This is a genomic window from Dyadobacter frigoris, assembly GCF_005280585.1.
Classification (GTDB): domain Bacteria; phylum Bacteroidota; class Bacteroidia; order Cytophagales; family Spirosomataceae; genus Dyadobacter; species Dyadobacter frigoris.
The window spans coordinates 368,466-384,201 of sequence record NZ_SZVO01000003.1; the positions used below are offsets into that span (position 1 = coordinate 368,466).

Annotated in this window: 17 protein-coding genes; 7 read left to right on the plus strand and 10 right to left on the minus strand. The window is 40.4% G+C overall.

Annotation, left to right across the window (positions count from 1 at the left end):
* Positions 1-354, minus strand: a complete 354-nt coding sequence (locus FDK13_RS08645; protein WP_137339576.1) for a hypothetical protein — start codon at positions 352-354, stop codon at positions 1-3.
* A gap of 21 nt (positions 355-375) precedes the next feature.
* Positions 376-1,221, minus strand: a complete 846-nt coding sequence (locus FDK13_RS08650) for a sterol desaturase family protein (RefSeq protein WP_137339577.1) — start codon at positions 1,219-1,221, stop codon at positions 376-378.
* Between the two features lie 147 nt (positions 1,222-1,368).
* Between FDK13_RS08650 and FDK13_RS08655 the strand changes: the two genes are divergently transcribed.
* Together FDK13_RS08655 and FDK13_RS08660 are read left to right on the plus strand one after the other, a co-directional pair.
* On the plus strand, positions 1,369-2,010 hold the full coding sequence (locus FDK13_RS08655; protein ID WP_229215968.1) for an RNA polymerase sigma factor: 642 nt from the start codon (positions 1,369-1,371) through the stop codon (positions 2,008-2,010).
* A complete protein-coding gene (locus FDK13_RS08660; RefSeq protein ID WP_137339578.1) occupies positions 2,000-3,466 on the plus strand; it encodes a hypothetical protein in 1,467 nt (488 codons plus the stop codon). The genes FDK13_RS08655 and FDK13_RS08660 overlap by 11 nt, the downstream gene beginning before the upstream one ends.
* 408 nt (positions 3,467-3,874) lie before the next feature.
* Here FDK13_RS08660 and FDK13_RS08665 read toward each other — a convergent pair whose 3' ends face one another.
* Together FDK13_RS08665 and FDK13_RS08670 are read right to left on the minus strand one after the other, a co-directional pair.
* The gene (locus FDK13_RS08665) at positions 3,875-6,262 is read right to left on the minus strand and encodes an FtsX-like permease family protein (RefSeq protein WP_137339579.1); all 2,388 of its coding nucleotides are present in this window, start codon (positions 6,260-6,262) and stop codon (positions 3,875-3,877) included.
* Positions 6,263-6,373: 111 nt separating this feature from the next.
* A complete protein-coding gene (locus FDK13_RS08670; RefSeq protein ID WP_137339580.1) occupies positions 6,374-6,613 on the minus strand; it encodes a hypothetical protein in 240 nt (79 codons plus the stop codon).
* 453 nt (positions 6,614-7,066) lie between these two features.
* Here FDK13_RS08670 and FDK13_RS08675 point away from each other — a divergent pair, with 453 nt between their 5' ends.
* A complete protein-coding gene (locus FDK13_RS08675) occupies positions 7,067-8,272 on the plus strand; it encodes a CehA/McbA family metallohydrolase domain-containing protein (protein WP_137339581.1) in 1,206 nt (401 codons plus the stop codon).
* Positions 8,273-8,342: 70 nt separating this feature from the next.
* Positions 8,343-9,503, plus strand: a complete 1,161-nt coding sequence (locus FDK13_RS08680; RefSeq protein ID WP_137339582.1) for a CehA/McbA family metallohydrolase domain-containing protein — start codon at positions 8,343-8,345, stop codon at positions 9,501-9,503.
* Positions 9,504-9,687: 184 nt separating this feature from the next.
* On the opposite strand, the gene FDK13_RS35330 is transcribed toward FDK13_RS08680, so the two are convergent.
* Positions 9,688-9,864 (minus strand): hypothetical protein, encoded by a 177-nt coding sequence (locus tag FDK13_RS35330; RefSeq protein WP_170982749.1) that lies wholly within the window; start codon positions 9,862-9,864, stop codon positions 9,688-9,690.
* A 126-nt stretch (positions 9,865-9,990) separates the two neighbouring features.
* Positions 9,991-10,428 carry an RrF2 family transcriptional regulator gene (locus FDK13_RS08685; RefSeq protein ID WP_137339583.1) on the minus strand — a complete coding sequence of 146 codons (438 nt, stop codon included), beginning with the start codon at positions 10,426-10,428 and terminating at the stop codon, positions 9,991-9,993.
* Between the two features lie 305 nt (positions 10,429-10,733).
* On the opposite strand from FDK13_RS08685, the gene FDK13_RS08690 reads away from it, so the two are divergent.
* Together FDK13_RS08690 and hmpA are read left to right on the plus strand one after the other, a co-directional pair.
* Entirely contained in the window at positions 10,734-11,036 is a 303-nt protein-coding gene (locus FDK13_RS08690; RefSeq protein ID WP_137339584.1) for a cupin domain-containing protein, read from the plus strand.
* Between the two features lie 47 nt (positions 11,037-11,083).
* Positions 11,084-12,295 carry an NO-inducible flavohemoprotein gene (gene hmpA / locus FDK13_RS08695; RefSeq protein ID WP_229215969.1) on the plus strand — a complete coding sequence of 404 codons (1,212 nt, stop codon included), beginning with the start codon at positions 11,084-11,086 and terminating at the stop codon, positions 12,293-12,295.
* A 443-nt stretch (positions 12,296-12,738) separates the two neighbouring features.
* On the opposite strand, the gene FDK13_RS08700 is transcribed toward hmpA, so the two are convergent.
* Positions 12,739-13,314, minus strand: a complete 576-nt coding sequence (locus FDK13_RS08700; protein ID WP_137339585.1) for a hypothetical protein — start codon at positions 13,312-13,314, stop codon at positions 12,739-12,741.
* Positions 13,311-13,637, minus strand: a complete 327-nt coding sequence (locus FDK13_RS08705; RefSeq protein WP_137339586.1) for a DUF6973 domain-containing protein — start codon at positions 13,635-13,637, stop codon at positions 13,311-13,313. Before FDK13_RS08705 ends, FDK13_RS08700 begins: the two co-directional genes overlap by 4 nt.
* A gap of 172 nt (positions 13,638-13,809) precedes the next feature.
* Between FDK13_RS08705 and FDK13_RS08710 the strand changes: the two genes are divergently transcribed.
* Entirely contained in the window at positions 13,810-14,073 is a 264-nt protein-coding gene (locus tag FDK13_RS08710) for a transposase (protein ID WP_137339587.1), read from the plus strand.
* A gap of 929 nt (positions 14,074-15,002) precedes the next feature.
* On the opposite strand, the gene FDK13_RS36575 is transcribed toward FDK13_RS08710, so the two are convergent.
* A complete protein-coding gene (locus FDK13_RS36575; protein WP_374756089.1) occupies positions 15,003-15,185 on the minus strand; it encodes a phage integrase SAM-like domain-containing protein in 183 nt (60 codons plus the stop codon).
* Positions 15,103-15,399 carry a hypothetical protein gene (locus FDK13_RS08715; RefSeq protein WP_137339588.1) on the minus strand — a complete coding sequence of 99 codons (297 nt, stop codon included), beginning with the start codon at positions 15,397-15,399 and terminating at the stop codon, positions 15,103-15,105. The genes FDK13_RS36575 and FDK13_RS08715 overlap by 83 nt, the downstream gene beginning before the upstream one ends.
* Positions 15,400-15,736: the final 337 nt, after the last annotated feature.

The following is a 15,736-nucleotide window of genomic DNA, read 5'->3' on the forward strand; positions in this document are numbered from 1 at the left end:
TTAACTAAGCTGAACCGCATGGAAAGGCAGTTTGAATTTTTTATTGAGGAACTCCTGCCAGCCCACGGATTTATCTGAATCAGCAACACCTGCAAAAAATTCTTCCGAGATTTCTACGTTAATGGAACGAATCATCAAATGAATAAGAAGCTCAAAAACGTCTGTCAGATAGTAATCAGAATCACTTGAAAATGTAACACCGGTTTTTTCGGTTATAAAACCAAGCATTTTACGGATGTCCTCAACCGACATATGAAGGTGACTCCTGAACTCGGTTTCGAGCGTAACATTTTCCGGTGGCACGCCTTGATTGATAAACAAATAGTGCTGAAGAGTTTCCAAGTTGAATTTCATAATAAACAGGATTGTAATTGGTCAAAATTTAGACTCGGCAACCATTTGACCGGCATCGGTTTGAGATGACTCCATTGATTTAAAAGGGATCATCAGTAACCTGTCAAAACGGCTTAGCTCTTCCGGACATGCTATCGTATCGATCCCGAACTGGATCTGCTGTGCGTCCAGCCTGGCAAAAGTGCCAAACATCCGGTCCCAGATACTTAAAACATCTCCAAAATTCGTATCCGAAAAGGGTTGCTTATCATGATGATGCACATGATGAAGATTGGGGGTAATAAAAAGCCAGCCCACAATCCGGTCAACTTTAACGGGAAGTCTCAAATTAGAATGCGCAAGCACATTCGAAATAATCTGAACAAATTGACGGATCAAAACAGCCCAGAAGGCTGCGCCGCAGATAACAACCCAAAGCAAGGTAAAAAGCAGACGAATACAGGTTTCCCCGGGATGTTCTCTGAGCGTTGAAGAAACATCAACAACCGGGTCACTATGGTGTACAATATGAAATTTCCATAAAAACCTATACTTATGCATGAGTATATGGTAAACATATTCAAAGAAATCAAGCAAAATAAAGGTGGTAAAAAATTCGGCTAACAAGGAGCCTTTAAACGAAAACCAGTTGAGCATCCCATAATAATGCTGCTGGTTCCAATCGAACGCCGCAACAAAGGCTGTCCCCAGAAGAAACTGGACCGGCGCAGCTGTCAAAATAAATAATGCATTCCTTCGGGCGTGTTGCCATTTGTTATAATCAGCGGTAAGGTTTTCCGCATTCCATAACAGGGCAAGTGAAAGGATCAGGATTGCCACCCGGATTTCATCTGGTGCTGATTCAATGTAAAGAATGAATGTCTTCAAGATCAAGAAATTTAAAGAAGGATTATGGAAATCTTGCCATAATTACCATTACGTACAGTCTAAAAAATAGTGGGGTCATTTTTACTTTAATTATTTTCTCCAACAAAAATTCAGAATTACACCCCACCTTCACAGCGCACCTTCCGTATGGAGAAGATGATTTCCAAATCTGATTGTATCTTGTTATTTAAAAGGAAAAATCATTTCAGCGAACAGGATTTAAGCAGCGTGATTCTTGCATGTAAGGAGAGAAATCCGCAGGCTCAACGCTGCCTGATCAGACAATTTACAGGTTATGCCAAAAGCATATCACTTCGGTATGCTGCCAATATACAAGAAGCGGAGGAATTAATTAATGACGGTTTTTTAAAGGTGTTTGTTAATCTGGAGAAGTACGATCATTCGCAACCTTTCAAGGCGTGGCTTAGAAAAATCATGATCAATACGGCCATTGATTATTACCGTAAAAATCAGAAATGGCACGAGCAGGTCAGTATGGAGGGTGTTGAAATTTCGGATTGCAGCAGTGACATTCTGAGCGAAATATCTGCACAGGAAATCCTGACGCTGGTGCAAAGACTACCTCCTGCCTACCGAATGGCTTTTACTTTGTTTGTCATTGATGGCTTTTCTCATAAAGAAATTGCAGACATGTTAGGTATTCAGGAAGGGACATCAAAATCTAATCTGAGAGACGCGCGAAGAAAATTGCAGGCAATGATAAAAATATATTATCCTCATTTGTATCAACTCTATCACTGGCCAAACAGAGGATTTAATGCGAACTGACCAATTTGATGAAGAATTTCGAAAAAAACTACTGGATCTGCATCCGGGAACTGACGAAGACGAAGTGGAACGTATCCATAACTTCATTACTTCGAATGGGAAGATTATACCGTTAATTCCGTGGAGCAAATATCTGATTTATGCAGCGGCTTGCTCAAGCCTGGTTGCGTCATTGTTGTACAATTATGTGCAGTTTAATACCGAAATAAAACTACTATATTCGATTGATTCACTGAAAGTCAGAATTTCGGCAATTAATATTATCCCTACGGTCAGAACCCTTACCAGAGTAGATACAATTTACGTTAACCGCTACATAAATACAGCTCAACCACAGCTTGCTAATCAAAATACGCTACCGGAAACAGATCAAAATATCAATTCACAACAACTGGCTCCATGGAAAACTTCTTCACAGCAGACAGAATTAGCGGCAGATCCTGATTCGTTAGCCAGTCATATGGAAATTTCATTCCCCAAAGCAGGGTTAAACCTGGCAATCAAGGCTGGTCCTAACGAAAACAAGTTCGGTAAAAGTGGCTTGATGATCAACCATAGTGCCGACTCACTTTTATCACCGAAGGGTAACTTATCGGACAAAATTTTTCTTTCAGAAAACTCGTCGGGTCAAAAAAACTCCGGTGGTTCAACTGAGAAGATCTATCGGACATATGCTAACGATTTGACCCGAACCTCGGATGAACCAAATACTAAGAAAATGGCTATTCGCAATTTGAATTACTTGAAAAAGTTCTCATCAAATAGCGGGTCACCAGGCCTGCCTTTTGTCAAGGTCCCGAAAAAATCTGCCACTTATTCGCAGAAAAAGAAAACATTTGGTGCTGACTGGCTTAAACCGCGGCTTAGCCATATGGGCTTGTATACCGGCGCCGGTTTCGATGCAGGTAGCAGTCAGCTTGGAGGGTCGCTTTTGGGAGAAGTGCGCCTAAGCAAAAAATGGAGCTTTCAAACCGGACTTCGGTGGCTGGATATCATCGGAGATCAGTACTTTACAGCTGAACAATACGGTACTAAAACCGGAAAAAATTTCAGGGCCTTGTATGCCCCATATGTGCCGCAAAATTTTGATGTGCTCAATATTGAAGAAAATTATCAGCTGCTGCAACTGCCCGTTTCCATTTATTACCACCATTATCTTGACCGCAACTGGGCATTGCGTTTCGGTCTGGGAACCGACCTTTCATTATACAGCAGAAATAAGATCACATTTGATTATAAAGAAAACAATACATCTTTTGAACACGGTGATTATAGTGCCCGCCTTCCCGTGGGCCTTCTGAATAATATTACATTGAATGCCGGAGTGGAAAGGTACTGGAACAAATTTATTTTCCGGGTTAGCCCTTTTGCTACTCTGCAAACCCGGAACGTAGTTTACTACCGGGAAAACTGGGCGTTCGGAGCCAGAGTTCAGGTGCTTTATAAACTCAGATAAAATTTCAGCTTCAGTATTATCCAAATAAGTATAAAAAAAAGTGCATGGAATTGCCTTTGTAAATAAACTAAACAGAGGCTTTATTAGTGACGGAAATGCCAATGCGGTTATTGTTTTTGATTTAAAAAGATTACTACAATTACTTTGACAGGTGCTAAAAAGGCAGATGCCATTGTTTACGATGCAAACACCAACCGTATTTTCACTTTTAATGGAGATTCCAACAATTCTTCTGTCGTAGATCCGAACACGCTGAAGCAAACCGGCAATATGGAACACGCAATATCATACCCAATACATTCAGGCTTTTAATTTTCAAACCGTCCTTGTTATGACGTTCCCCCTGGCGGTAAATCTTGCAGCACCACGCTTACCATTATTTTGATTACACTGCGAAAGAAATACATGCTATTCATTACGTAATCGCTCTATTGGATTTGCCTTTGCCGCCTGGAAAACCTTCGCACCAATGATCAGACCACAGCAAAGCAGGACAATAACGAATGTCCCCAGATAAGGCTCTGGCCCTGCATCAGGGTGATATTTGTAAATAACTTGAAAAATAAACTTACTTGTAAACAAATAACCCAGAACAGAACCAACGACAAAGGCAATCAACAGGATACGAATAAATTCCCGGTTAACCAGTCCAATGATTTGCAGAACAGAAGCACCAAGTACTTTGCGCATACCGATTTCTTTACTTCGTTTGTCAATATTCAGTGAAATTTGTGCGAACATACCTGACGCTGACAAAAGTAAGGTGACGATGGCCAGAAAAAACGAAATAGACTTGAAGCCCCGTGTCATCCGGATCTCTTTTTCGATCAGATCAGATTGTAAAAAACCCCGATACGGTTCATTCGGTGAGATGTTGTGCCATGCGGCTTGCAGATATTTCGCTAACTGCGGCAATTTGTCTTCATTGGACCGCACAACCATAAATTTATACTCACTGGGTCTGGCCATTCGAAGTACACAAGGCGGAACCAGATCGTGCAAACCATACTCTTTGTAGTCATTCACAACGCCGACAATCGTATAATTTGTACTATCCAGAGTAACGCGCTGTCCGAGTGGCCGGCTCACTCCCAACTGTTTTAAAAAAGTCTCATTGACCAGAATGGATTCATCTGCATCAGCACCGCTATCATAAAAATGACGTCCCTGAACCAAGCGAATTCCCATCGTATTCAGGTAATCTTTCCCACCAATGTCAGCTACTTGTGCTTGTATTTCTCCATTTGGCATTTTGGCAGTCTGCGTATATGTGTTCTCTCCAATTTGTTGGGTACATCCCGCTACGCTTTTGATGTCAGGGTTTTGCTGGATGGTTTGATTAAAAACGCTGTACTCTTGCGCACTATTGATTTCTACAACGGCGAGCTCATTGATCGAATACCCAAAATCAGTTTTCTGCTGAAAGGATGCATGCTGTGTCATGACAATGCCGACCACCAGCGAAAAGCACGACAGACTAAACTGTGCAATCAGCAAAAAACGCGTAAAACGGTTCGAGGCCCCAAGAGACGTTTTGCCTTTAAGAATCCGAACGGGCTGAAAGGAACTGATGTAAACAGCTGGATACAGACCCGAAAAAACAGCACAAACTATGGGAATAAATAGAAGGAATAACCAAAAGCCGTAATCTTTGCCATAGTCAGGCGAAAGATCAACATGGGTAAGCTCAATAACTGTTGGCGACAGTATACTGACAAACAAAAGCGCCAGTAAGGAAGCGATCAAACACAAAACAATATTCTCTGTTAAGAATTGCCTTATCAATTGACTCCTAAGCCCTCCTATTACTTTACGCACACCAATCTCTTTTAATCGGCGACTGGCAAATGCAATGGAAATGTTAGTAAAATTAAAACAGGTAATTATTAAAATAAACAACGACATAATCGCCGGAACAATCACAAGAACACCACGGGGATTGTCTGTGAGCTGGCTTCCAAAGACGTACCCCGGCATATCAATATCTGAGCTGGCGGCCAGCTCAGAGAAAGGCTGAAGGGTAAAACCTTTTACGGGCCAATCTGTGCGGTTCCGATTAAGAAGTGCTGCGTAAGAATTAAGATTGGCAGTGATGAAGCGGGCCGCCTTCTCATCTTTCAATTCTGCAAATGTGGAAAAAAAACCAGGATTCGCCCATTGACTAAGATCTCCTTTCCCACTGACCAACCCGTTTTCAAAGGAGGTGACAAGATCAAACTGAAAACTTGAATTCGCCGGAACTTTTTGCATAACGGCCGTAACCACATACAACTTAGGATTCCCATCCGATCCAACGATCGTTAGTGACCGACCGACCGGCATTTGCCCGGAAAAGTATTTCTGAGCAAAAAAATCACTGATTACTAACTGATTAGGCTGATCAAAGCCAGATAGGCTTCCAAATTTCAGAGGTAAGGTAAAAAAATCAAACAGCGTCTTGTCTGCGTAGTAAATATGTTCTTTGAATGTATTATCCTTGTGTTTTACAATGACGCCAGCGCTGCTTAGTCTGGCAATGCGTGCTACGCCCGCCAGCTCTTTTTGCACAACCTGTGCTAGTGGCAGAGGTACAACAGCCCAGGGCTGCTCATTTCCATCAACCAGCCTTGTACTGTTTAATCGATAAATACGTTGAGTGTTGACGTGATTTTTGTCGAAGTTAGCCCGGTAGTTATAGTTGAGGTATGCCAATATACAGCAGGCAATTGCGAAGCCTAAGCCCAGTACGTTGAGAATTACATAAATTTTATTGCGCCAAAGAACGCGGAAGGCTATCTTAAAGTAATTCGAAAACATAATTTTTATTTTAAATATCCGGTATAAGCAAAGCAATTTATTAAGTAGGCTGCAAATAGTATACCGGCTACATAAATATTGGCTCAGGCCCAATGGTGCACATTTTTACATTTATTCTGTTCGTATACGAACACCTGTGTCCGGTTTTAGTACTCTGGTAAAAGATAAAACAGTAACATAGGTTAGCGCCGGTGAGATCACTTTAAGGTTGAAACCACTGAAAATAATCAGGCGGCTGACAAATACTTCTACTTTTTGAATGCCAATTTTTTTTCGGATCAGATTTCTAATCAATTCGATTTCGAAACCAAAGGAGTTGGTACGAGTATCAAGTATTTCTAAATGAACCATCCAATTGTGCCCCATGTATAATCTCACATGCCCAATACGAGCGTCCTTCGAAATGGTGGGGTTGGTGTATTCTTTTTAAGGTTTTCTTATTTACAAACCCCACCATTATGTCCTCTCTTACGTAACGTGATTAAAACATGTTTGTCAATTAAAATTTAGCTTTTATGCCCACACCGCAAAGTCATAGGATTACTCAAATCCTGCATTTTCAGGATACTGCAATATTAAACGCTGAATGGAAAACACCTTACAATACTTTACGGCATGAGCCAGTATAGAGCATATCTGCTTTACACAACTTCTTTCAAATACTGTCAACCCAAGAATTTGTCCTGGTAAGCAAAATTTGCGGGATGGTTCAGTTTTAAAAGCAGCTTGTTGCAGCCAAAATATATACCCAAAAGCCTTCCATTCTTACTTACGCCATCAAGGCAGCATTAACTATCTCCTGTTATGAGAATTTTCATTATTGTAATTCTTTTCTTTTTAACCTGCTGCGTTGGCCTGTTCATTAATCAGGAATTTTTCGGCAAACGTTATCAATTTGAAAAGCCAATACCTTTCAGTGGGCCGGCCATTTATAATCCCTATAAATCAATTACCACTAAAAATTGGGTAAAATGTAACTTTCACGCGCATACTAAGGTATGGCTGGGCATTACCAACGGACATGGAACGGCAAAGGATATCCATGCGGCTTATAAAGATCTTCACTATGGCTTTCACGCCGTTTCTAACTATCATGATATTGATACCACAGAAGCTGGTCAGCCTAATTATATCTCCGCCTATGAGCATGGCTACAATTATAACAAAACACATCAGTTGGTCCTGGGAAGCAGCGAAGTAACCTGGCTTGACTATCTGTTTACCCAAAGCATAAACAACAAACAATATATCATCGAAAGGCTTCATCAAACGGGCTCAGTAGTTATTTTAAATCACCCTGGTCTTAGAAAGGGCTATAGCACTGATGAACTTTCAAAGCTGAACGGTTATGATTGTATGGAGGTTTTAAACCCTTCGGTCATCTCAACAGCTGGGTGGGACGCAGCCTTATCTGCCGGTAAACAAGTCTTTATTGTCGGAGATGACGATATCCACGATGTTTTTTCAAAAGACAGGCTCGGGCAGATGTGCACCTTTGTAAATGTATCTGAAAACCAGGCTGAAAACGTTTTCCGTGCACTAAAAACCGGACAAAGTTACGGCGTTGTAATCGGTTCAAAACAGCAGATTGATTCGATTCCAAGGCTGCAAAATTTATCGCTTAGCCAGGACACGATTTCGATACAGATGGATCAGTCCGCGAAAAAAGTAACCCTTACGGGCCAAAACGGACGAATACTGGCTCATTTCAAAAATACCGGAGACATCAAGTATGTGCTGCGGGAAAATGATCACTACGTCCGCGCAACTTTCTTTTATAAGAACGGAACGCAAGTGTATTTAAATCCGGTATTTTTTATTCCCAAATCCGGCTATATCCCATTTCAGCTTGTTGATGACAATACCGAAACATTAACATTCAGGCTTTTGGGCACAATCCTGATTTCGGTATGGCTTGTGCTGATCCGGCGGCTTATTCCGAAAAAGAAAAAATTAATGGAGCGAAAACTGAAAAGTATTCACAGCAACGCATTTGGCATTTCGGAGTAGTTCTTTTATAAAAGCTGTTATGGCCCAAAGTCAAACAAACCAATACCGCCTGATCAAAACGCTCTTGATAATGTTATACATGCTCCTGAGTATTGTGCTTCTGTTGGCCGTTAATCAATATTTTTTTTGCCCACGATTTGTGTTTACCAAAGGCGCTGCATTTAGCGGACCGGATCTTTTTAATCCCTATGCGGCAATAAAGCCCGGCCACTGGATCAAATGTAATTTCCATGCCCACGCGCAAGGATGGGACGGAATTTCAAACAACTACGAAGTGGCCTGCAGCGTTCATAATGCTTATCAATCATTGCACTACGGGGTGCACTGTATTTCCAATCATCAAAACATTGATACGACCCGGTCCGGTGAGCCTAACTATATTTCCGCTTACGAACATGGCTACAATTTCACTAAAACGCATCAGCTCGTACTGGGCAGTGCCAAGGTTCAAAAGCTCGATTATATATTCACGCAGACCACCGAAAACAAACAGAATATTATAAACCGCCTGAGCAATGAGAGCAATTTTGTTGCCTTGAATCATCCGGATTTAAGTTCTGGTTATACAGCGAAGGATTTGTGTTCGCTCAGCGGCTACGATGCCATTGAAGTTTTGAATTCTAAAACAATATCAACTGACCTTTGGGATACGGCTTTATCGGTTGGAAAAAAGGCATTTATAATTGCCAACGATGATCTTCATAATGCTGTAACCAAAGACCAGCTGGGAAATATCTGTACTTTCGTCAACGCGGCTGAAAATAGTAAAAAGTCAGTTTTAAAGGCGTTAAAATCCGGTCAAAGTTACGGGGTAATTATCGGTAGAAACCAGAATCCGGACACAGTTCCATATCTTGAAAAACTGACTACATCAATGGATTCTGTATGTATTTTGATGAGTCAGCCCGCCACCCATATTGTACTGACAGGGCAAAACGGAAAAACCATTCAATCCTTTAAAAACACCAATAGCGTAAAATTTGTGCTTCGCCCGGCTGAGCATTATGCCAGGGCTACTTTTACTTATGCCAATCAAACCCGGATCTATTTAAATCCTGTCTTCTTTACAGATAACTTTACTGTCTGCCAAGATAAAGCCTATGAAAATGTTGGCCAAACGTTTCAGTTTAACGCGGACGGCATCTTCATTCTCGCTTTATGGGCTATGATGACAGTAAAGATTCTTCAAATTGCAAGACGCAGAAATTTAGTTCAGGCTCCCTTTCAGTAACATTTTCTCTCAATCCTCATATCATACTATATAAATCATTTTCTGGTACCCTGGGAATTCTGATCTTACTAACCTCACTGATACAAATATTTCCCGCCTGTAACCTTAATGCACAGGCTTAATCATTATTATGAGCCTATGAAAGCCGGATCGGACACCTATTTCATTTTCGTGTCCAACAACTTTATGGATCCACGACCGAGACCCCAACACCGATATCCTCTACACGAAGGTCGAAAGAACAGGTTTTGACAGGCGTTTTCACGACCTGATAATCCAGTCCGGCAAGCCCGATAGCCTGCCAGCTCGTTGGGGCGTCCTGAACAATCTGACCCAGCCGGTGCCAAACTTTTCCTTTCACTGAAAAAAAAACTGTGTATGTTGGTATGCTCTTTGAAATGAAGGTTGTGAGACATAGCACTTAAGATTACATAAAGATCTCCGCAATGCTCATACTACGGATAGCATTGTACATGTGTATTAAATTTTATCTTTCCTTAATAAAGCTTAATCCAAGATTGAGACTTTCATTAAAGTCGCCGATCGTAGCAGAACTTAGTGTTTTTTGTATTTCGGATCTGATAAGTTTAAACTCGCTATGCAACGGACAAGGTTTTGTTTCTGAGCAGTTTTTAAGCCCTAATCCGCACCCAATGAATATATTTTCTCCGTCAATCGCTCTTACGACATCGGCCAGCGTTCTTTTTTGTGCCACCTTGTCGATATAAAATCCGCCGTTTGGCCCTTTGGTGGACTGTACAAGCCCTCTTTTGCTGAGATCCTGAAGAATTTTTGCAATAAAATGAACGGGTGAATCAATACCTGCAGCGATCTCTTTAATACCGATCTTAGCACCGTTCTCCGATTTCTGAGCAATAAAAATTACTGCCCTAATCCCATACTCACACGTCTTGGAGAAAACCATCTTTCATTTTATTTACGATACAAAAGTAACTATTCTTTTTAAATAAAGATTTAAAACTCTTTTATTTGAAAAGAATCAAAAATTGTGTTTGAAAGCGAAAACAATAAACTTTGATTGAAGAGCTGACCGCCTTCGGGTAACACTTATAAAAATAAAAGATAAAAAAGTATTTTATTATTTATTTTTGTAAGTACCTTTGCTGAACAAATGATGGAACAATTAACCAGCTGCAGTTAATTCAGCTGAAAATAAAAGATAAAAAGGTATTTATATATCATTTAAATCCGTGACGACACATAAATCAAATGAGTGTGATAATCAAAAACGTATTGAACCTGTTGGAAACAGCCACTATACCCGTGGTCAAAATCATTCAGTCCAACGAAAACTTTAAGGCGATATTAATCGCATTGAAAAAGGGAATGGTATTGAAAGAGCATAAAACGACATTCCCTACCCGTCTTCTGGTCATGGAAGGGTCGGTGGTTTACAAAACAGATATTACCGGAATTTTTCTTCACAAACACGATGACCTGGAAATTCCGGTTCACCTTCTTCACTCGCTCGAAGCAAACGAAGACAGCCTGTGTTTATTAATTCAGGGCTAAGAAGCCCCAGCATCAATTACAATTTATTAGTATTTAAATCAAAAAATATGATTACGACAGATCAAAAAAACTTGATTAAGGCCACAGTTCCAGTTTTGAAAGAAAATGGTGTGTTATTGACTGACCATTTTTACAAACGGATGTTCAAACACAATCCAGAACTGAAAAATGTCTTCAACATGGGCAATCAGCAAAACAAGAGACAACAAACTGCGCTTGCAATGGCCATTCTGGCTTACGCGGAACATATTGAAAACCCGGCAGTTTTGATGCCTGCTATTGACGGGATTGGACAAAAACACATGAGTCTGGATATCAGGCCGGAGCATTATCTGATCGTGGGAAAACATCTGCTTGCATCCATTTCAGAAGTATTGGGTGAAGCCGCAACACCGCAGATCCTGGATGCCTGGGAAGTCGCCTACAATCAGCTCGCGCAGATTATGTCAGGGCACGAACACAAATTGTACAGTAAACAAGTTCAAAAGCAAGGCGGCTGGTCGGGTTGGAAACCGTTTATCGTAAAAGAGAAAATTGTCGAGTCCAGCGAGATAACTTCTTTCCATTTATATCCTACCGACAACGGTCCTGTTGCAGATTTCATACCCGGCCAATATATCAGCGTTCGTCTTTTTATACCTGAGCTTAATTTGCTGCAACCCCGGCAATACAGTATTTCCAGTGCGCCAAATGGCGAATATTACCGTATTTCCGTAAAAAAGGAAGTTTCCGTAAACGTTAATCCGGATGGAATTATCAGCAACAGGCTCCATGATTTTGTCAACACAAGCGATATCATTGAAGTTTCTGCTCCTGCGGGTAGTTTCACGCTCAATACTGAGAACGATCATCCGGTCGTGTTCATCAGCGGAGGCGTTGGACAAACTCCTCTGATCAGTATGCTTGAAAATCTGATTAAAAGCGGAAGCAAAAAACCAAAAACATGGATCCACGGCTGTCGGGACAAAAATGTACATGCTTTTAAAGATGTTATTGAATACTGGGCAGGAGAAAAGCAGGAAGTAAAAAAGCATATATTCTATAACCAGATTGATGAGCAGGCACGTTCTGAGAATTTATATAAAGGCTGGGTGGATCTGAACTTATTAGACCCCGAAGTGTTGTCGCCAGATGCGGAATATTACATCTGCGGCCCGGGCGCATTCATTACCAAACATTACAAAGAGCTGGTTGGCAGAGGCATAAAAAAAGAAGCTATCCACTTCGAAGAATTTGGGCCTCAGACATTGCAATTATAATCAGGGCTCCTTAAAGGAAAACAAATAACAACCAGTAAATCAATAGATTATAGTCCAAATATTAAACCTGAAAAATCATACAAGGAGCAGTTGGGGATACTTACGTCACCCGAAAGACGGAAGCGTTATTCACTTTGACATCCTTGCATCTGATGAAATAAAAACAGGAGAAATTATTCATACTTAAGATCCAGTGAATGTCAGTTTTGCCATATAGAGGTTTTTCTAACAAATGGGTGAAAATATACGCTGGGGAACTAATCGTTTAGTTTCTCAATGGTCTTAAACCTTTCCCCAAAGTGCTGAATTTGTATTAAAGAGTAATTCCCCAATTGATCTATATGCTCAAAGGATTCAGGAGAGATAAACTTATTTTCATCAATCACATACCCTTGGTGTAATTACTCGATAATTTATGAATATAAACTGTTTAAAATTTTAGATTATAAGTATCCTCTCATTGCTGAAATTTGTTCCTCAGGTGAATGGTTATAAAGAAACCTAACGACAATCTTTCTATCACTTTTTTGCATTTCCGGACTAGATGTGATGCCTATTGTAGTACATGAATTAACACTTAAAAAGAGGAAGTCATATTTTTGAACTTTCACTGCTTTGGGTGAACTAGCCGCCTTTGTAAGCTGAAACTTTTTTCCATATGTTTTCTCCAGTGCAATTTTAAGGGAATCTTGTAAACCTGGTTTTTCAGGAAAACGGAAAATATAAGAATCTAATTCTCTTGGGAAAAGTGTTTCTTTGGGTTGATATTCGTTATTAAAATCAGATAATTTGTATTTGTAAGTCAAAATTACTTCTCCGTTATTTTTAGACAAATTTTTGTAATAAAAGCCAGGAGGTTTATAATCCAGCTGATGCGCCTTTACGGCGTCTCCAACAGTGGAAGGAAAGATCATTTTCCAATCCATGTAAGAAATTGTTTCAGATACACAACCTTCATCTGGTTGGTTACCAAACAAACTAAAATAGAATATGCTAAAACTAATTAAGTAATTTATCATAGACTTGTTTCGATTCCGTCAATATCTTGTAATACTTGGTTAAGATATGCCTGCCATACTGCTAATTTCAAGACCCCTCTACTTCCGCAGCCATTTGCCTTAACAATATCCTTGCCTCTGGCGTTGTTAAATGTATCCATATCTCTCTCTGCGGGAGTTGGATCCCTGTTAATTCCATTACACACTTCATGTAATGAAGCAATAGCGTCTGCATTTTGTTCCCCAATTTCACAATACATATATGCATAAAGCAGAGCGTGTTTATATGCATTTTGTTTTGCCCCCCCGTTTGCATTAGCTTCAGGCAATCCTTCATCTACCATTGCTTGAGTTACATCATCCTTTACATCTCCTAGATCTACTGCAATTAGCGGACTGTCTAATATATGGGCTAAAATATATTGAGTTTCACATTCGTTCGCCTGAATTTTAGTTAAATCCCTGGGAGCAGGCTGTCGGTCCTTAACGTTTAAAAATAATTTGTATCTTCAGGTTATGAAACATTTTGCAGGAGCCAACCGGGGGCAAACGACATTTATGCCTTATGATCTTGAAGAATGGTTGCCACAGGATCATTTAGCCCGATTTACTGTTGAGATAGTCGATAAGCTGGATTTTTCAAAGATTTATTCACAATATCGTGGTACTGGCACTGCCGCCTATGATCCAAAATTACTTCTGACTTTGATCTTTTATGGCTATTCCACCGCAGCGGCTTTTAGATTTACGTCATATGATTATTCTAATGATAAACTTTAATTTAGATTAATCAAAAGCCAACTCCGGTAGAAATATCTTAGCGCGGCGGACCGCATATGATTCCATCACCTTTCGTTTTATTTCTGGCAATCAGCACCCTGACCATGACACGATTGCGGGTTTCCGTAAGCATTTTCTTGGCGAAATCAAGGGCCGGTTTAAGGAAAAATTACTTATTGGCAAAGAGTTAAGCTTGGTAAAGCTGGGGAATGTGTATTTGGACGGCACCAAAATTCAAGCAAACGCCAGTAAACATAAAGCGGTCCACCGCGCGGCGATGAGTTATGAATATATGAAACGGCTGGAAGAGCAGTCAGAATCTGAAATAAGTAAACTCCTTGCGATTGCATCCGGCACGAACGAAACTGAAAAGCCTGAAAAGATGGACATTAGATCTGGGTTGTTTTAATACTGGTATCACCCCAGCATTTTGGAGACACGTTCTATTGGAACCCCTATAGTAAGCGTCACGGTGGTAGCAAAGGTATACCTGGCAAGGTTAAAGGTTAAATTTTTGACAATCCGGCATAGGTCCCCGATCTCTTTCACATACGCATTAAGTTTCTGGCTGGAAAGCACTGGTAGCAGCCGGGTACTGTTAACGCACAGAGGAGGGTCTTTATATCTTTGCAAAATCATTAATGCAGGAGTAAGTAACGGAATCCGGGATTGACCATCGGTTTTCTCGCGATCAAAAACAATCCATTTTTCACCACCGTAACCATCTATAAAATATGTATGCCTAAGTTTGCTTACATCGATGTATGCCAAGCCCGCATAACAACTTAATAAAAATACATCCCGAACCTGGTTCAGGCGTGTATTTTGGAAATCCCTTTCAGTATTTTTTTCAATTCGGCCTCTGCCAGAGCAAACCGGATGACTATCTCCCGGCTCATTTTATAGGCCGAAAACGGATCCTTTGCAAGTCAGTCATTTTTGACACCGATCAAAACCACCTTTTTGAAATTAGTCAGGTATTTCATTACGGTATTATGGGCACATTTCTTTTCACTCCTAAGCCAAAATTCAAACTCTGAGATAAACTCTTGATTCAACCTGCTCAGTTTTATGTCTTTTATTCCATACTTCCTTCCATTGAATAAAATCACAGGTATATTTCAGGCTAGTCTTGCATTTCAATAGCGTTGCAGCGGCATAACCCTTTCCTATAAGCCGCTCTATTTGATCATTATGACGCCGGAAAACGTCAAGTAACGTGACTGATTTTGCGTTTTGCCCCAACCACCTTTCCCTGAAACTGTCAACAGAAACTTCCTCTCCTTCTCCGATCAATTCCTGTTGATTAGAATATACTGGTTTCAAACCTTTTACCATTGATCGTAACCCGTAAATAAATTGGAACCAGCCCTTGTCATTTTCGCTCTTTTCCCATAGAAAAGAATACTCATCCTTGTTTCCATAAGCCTCTGTTTATATGTTATCAAATTTAACTTTTCAAAAAAGACCAGACAAGATGTCCAAATGATGGACAACTTACTGTCAATAAGAACCTTACAAGGAATTCGGTTACCCGAAACGGATACCGTTTCCGGGTAACCGAATTTATCCCCTAAGGATTGAGAAAATTTGAATGATTTGAGTACTTGCGGGAAATAAAAAAGCTTGCAAACCTATGATTTGCAAGCTTTTAACCAATTTT

Excerpts from the sequence above, each read along its gene's own strand:
- FDK13_RS08670 (WP_137339580.1), bottom strand. The coding sequence starts at position 6,613 with ATGGTTCATTTAGAAATACTTGATACTCGTACCAACTCCTTTGGTTTC.
- FDK13_RS08710 (WP_137339587.1), top strand. The coding sequence starts at position 13,810 with ATGAAACATTTTGCAGGAGCCAACCGGGGGCAAACGACATTTATGCCT.
- FDK13_RS08645 (WP_137339576.1), bottom strand. The coding sequence starts at position 354 with ATGAAATTCAACTTGGAAACTCTTCAGCACTATTTGTTTATCAATCAA.
- FDK13_RS08700 (WP_137339585.1), bottom strand. The coding sequence starts at position 13,314 with ATGATAAATTACTTAATTAGTTTTAGCATATTCTATTTTAGTTTGTTT.
- FDK13_RS08705 (WP_137339586.1), bottom strand. The coding sequence starts at position 13,637 with ATGGTAGATGAAGGATTGCCTGAAGCTAATGCAAACGGGGGGGCAAAA.
- FDK13_RS08665 (WP_137339579.1), bottom strand. The coding sequence starts at position 6,262 with ATGTTTTCGAATTACTTTAAGATAGCCTTCCGCGTTCTTTGGCGCAAT.
- hmpA (WP_229215969.1), top strand. The coding sequence starts at position 11,084 with ATGATTACGACAGATCAAAAAAACTTGATTAAGGCCACAGTTCCAGTT.
- FDK13_RS08655 (WP_229215968.1), top strand. The coding sequence starts at position 1,369 with ATGGAGAAGATGATTTCCAAATCTGATTGTATCTTGTTATTTAAAAGG.
- FDK13_RS08675 (WP_137339581.1), top strand. The coding sequence starts at position 7,067 with ATGAGAATTTTCATTATTGTAATTCTTTTCTTTTTAACCTGCTGCGTT.
- FDK13_RS08660 (WP_137339578.1), top strand. The coding sequence starts at position 2,000 with ATGCGAACTGACCAATTTGATGAAGAATTTCGAAAAAAACTACTGGAT.
- FDK13_RS08680 (WP_137339582.1), top strand. The coding sequence starts at position 8,343 with ATGTTATACATGCTCCTGAGTATTGTGCTTCTGTTGGCCGTTAATCAA.
- FDK13_RS08690 (WP_137339584.1), top strand. The coding sequence starts at position 10,734 with ATGAGTGTGATAATCAAAAACGTATTGAACCTGTTGGAAACAGCCACT.
- FDK13_RS08685 (WP_137339583.1), bottom strand. The coding sequence starts at position 10,428 with ATGGTTTTCTCCAAGACGTGTGAGTATGGGATTAGGGCAGTAATTTTT.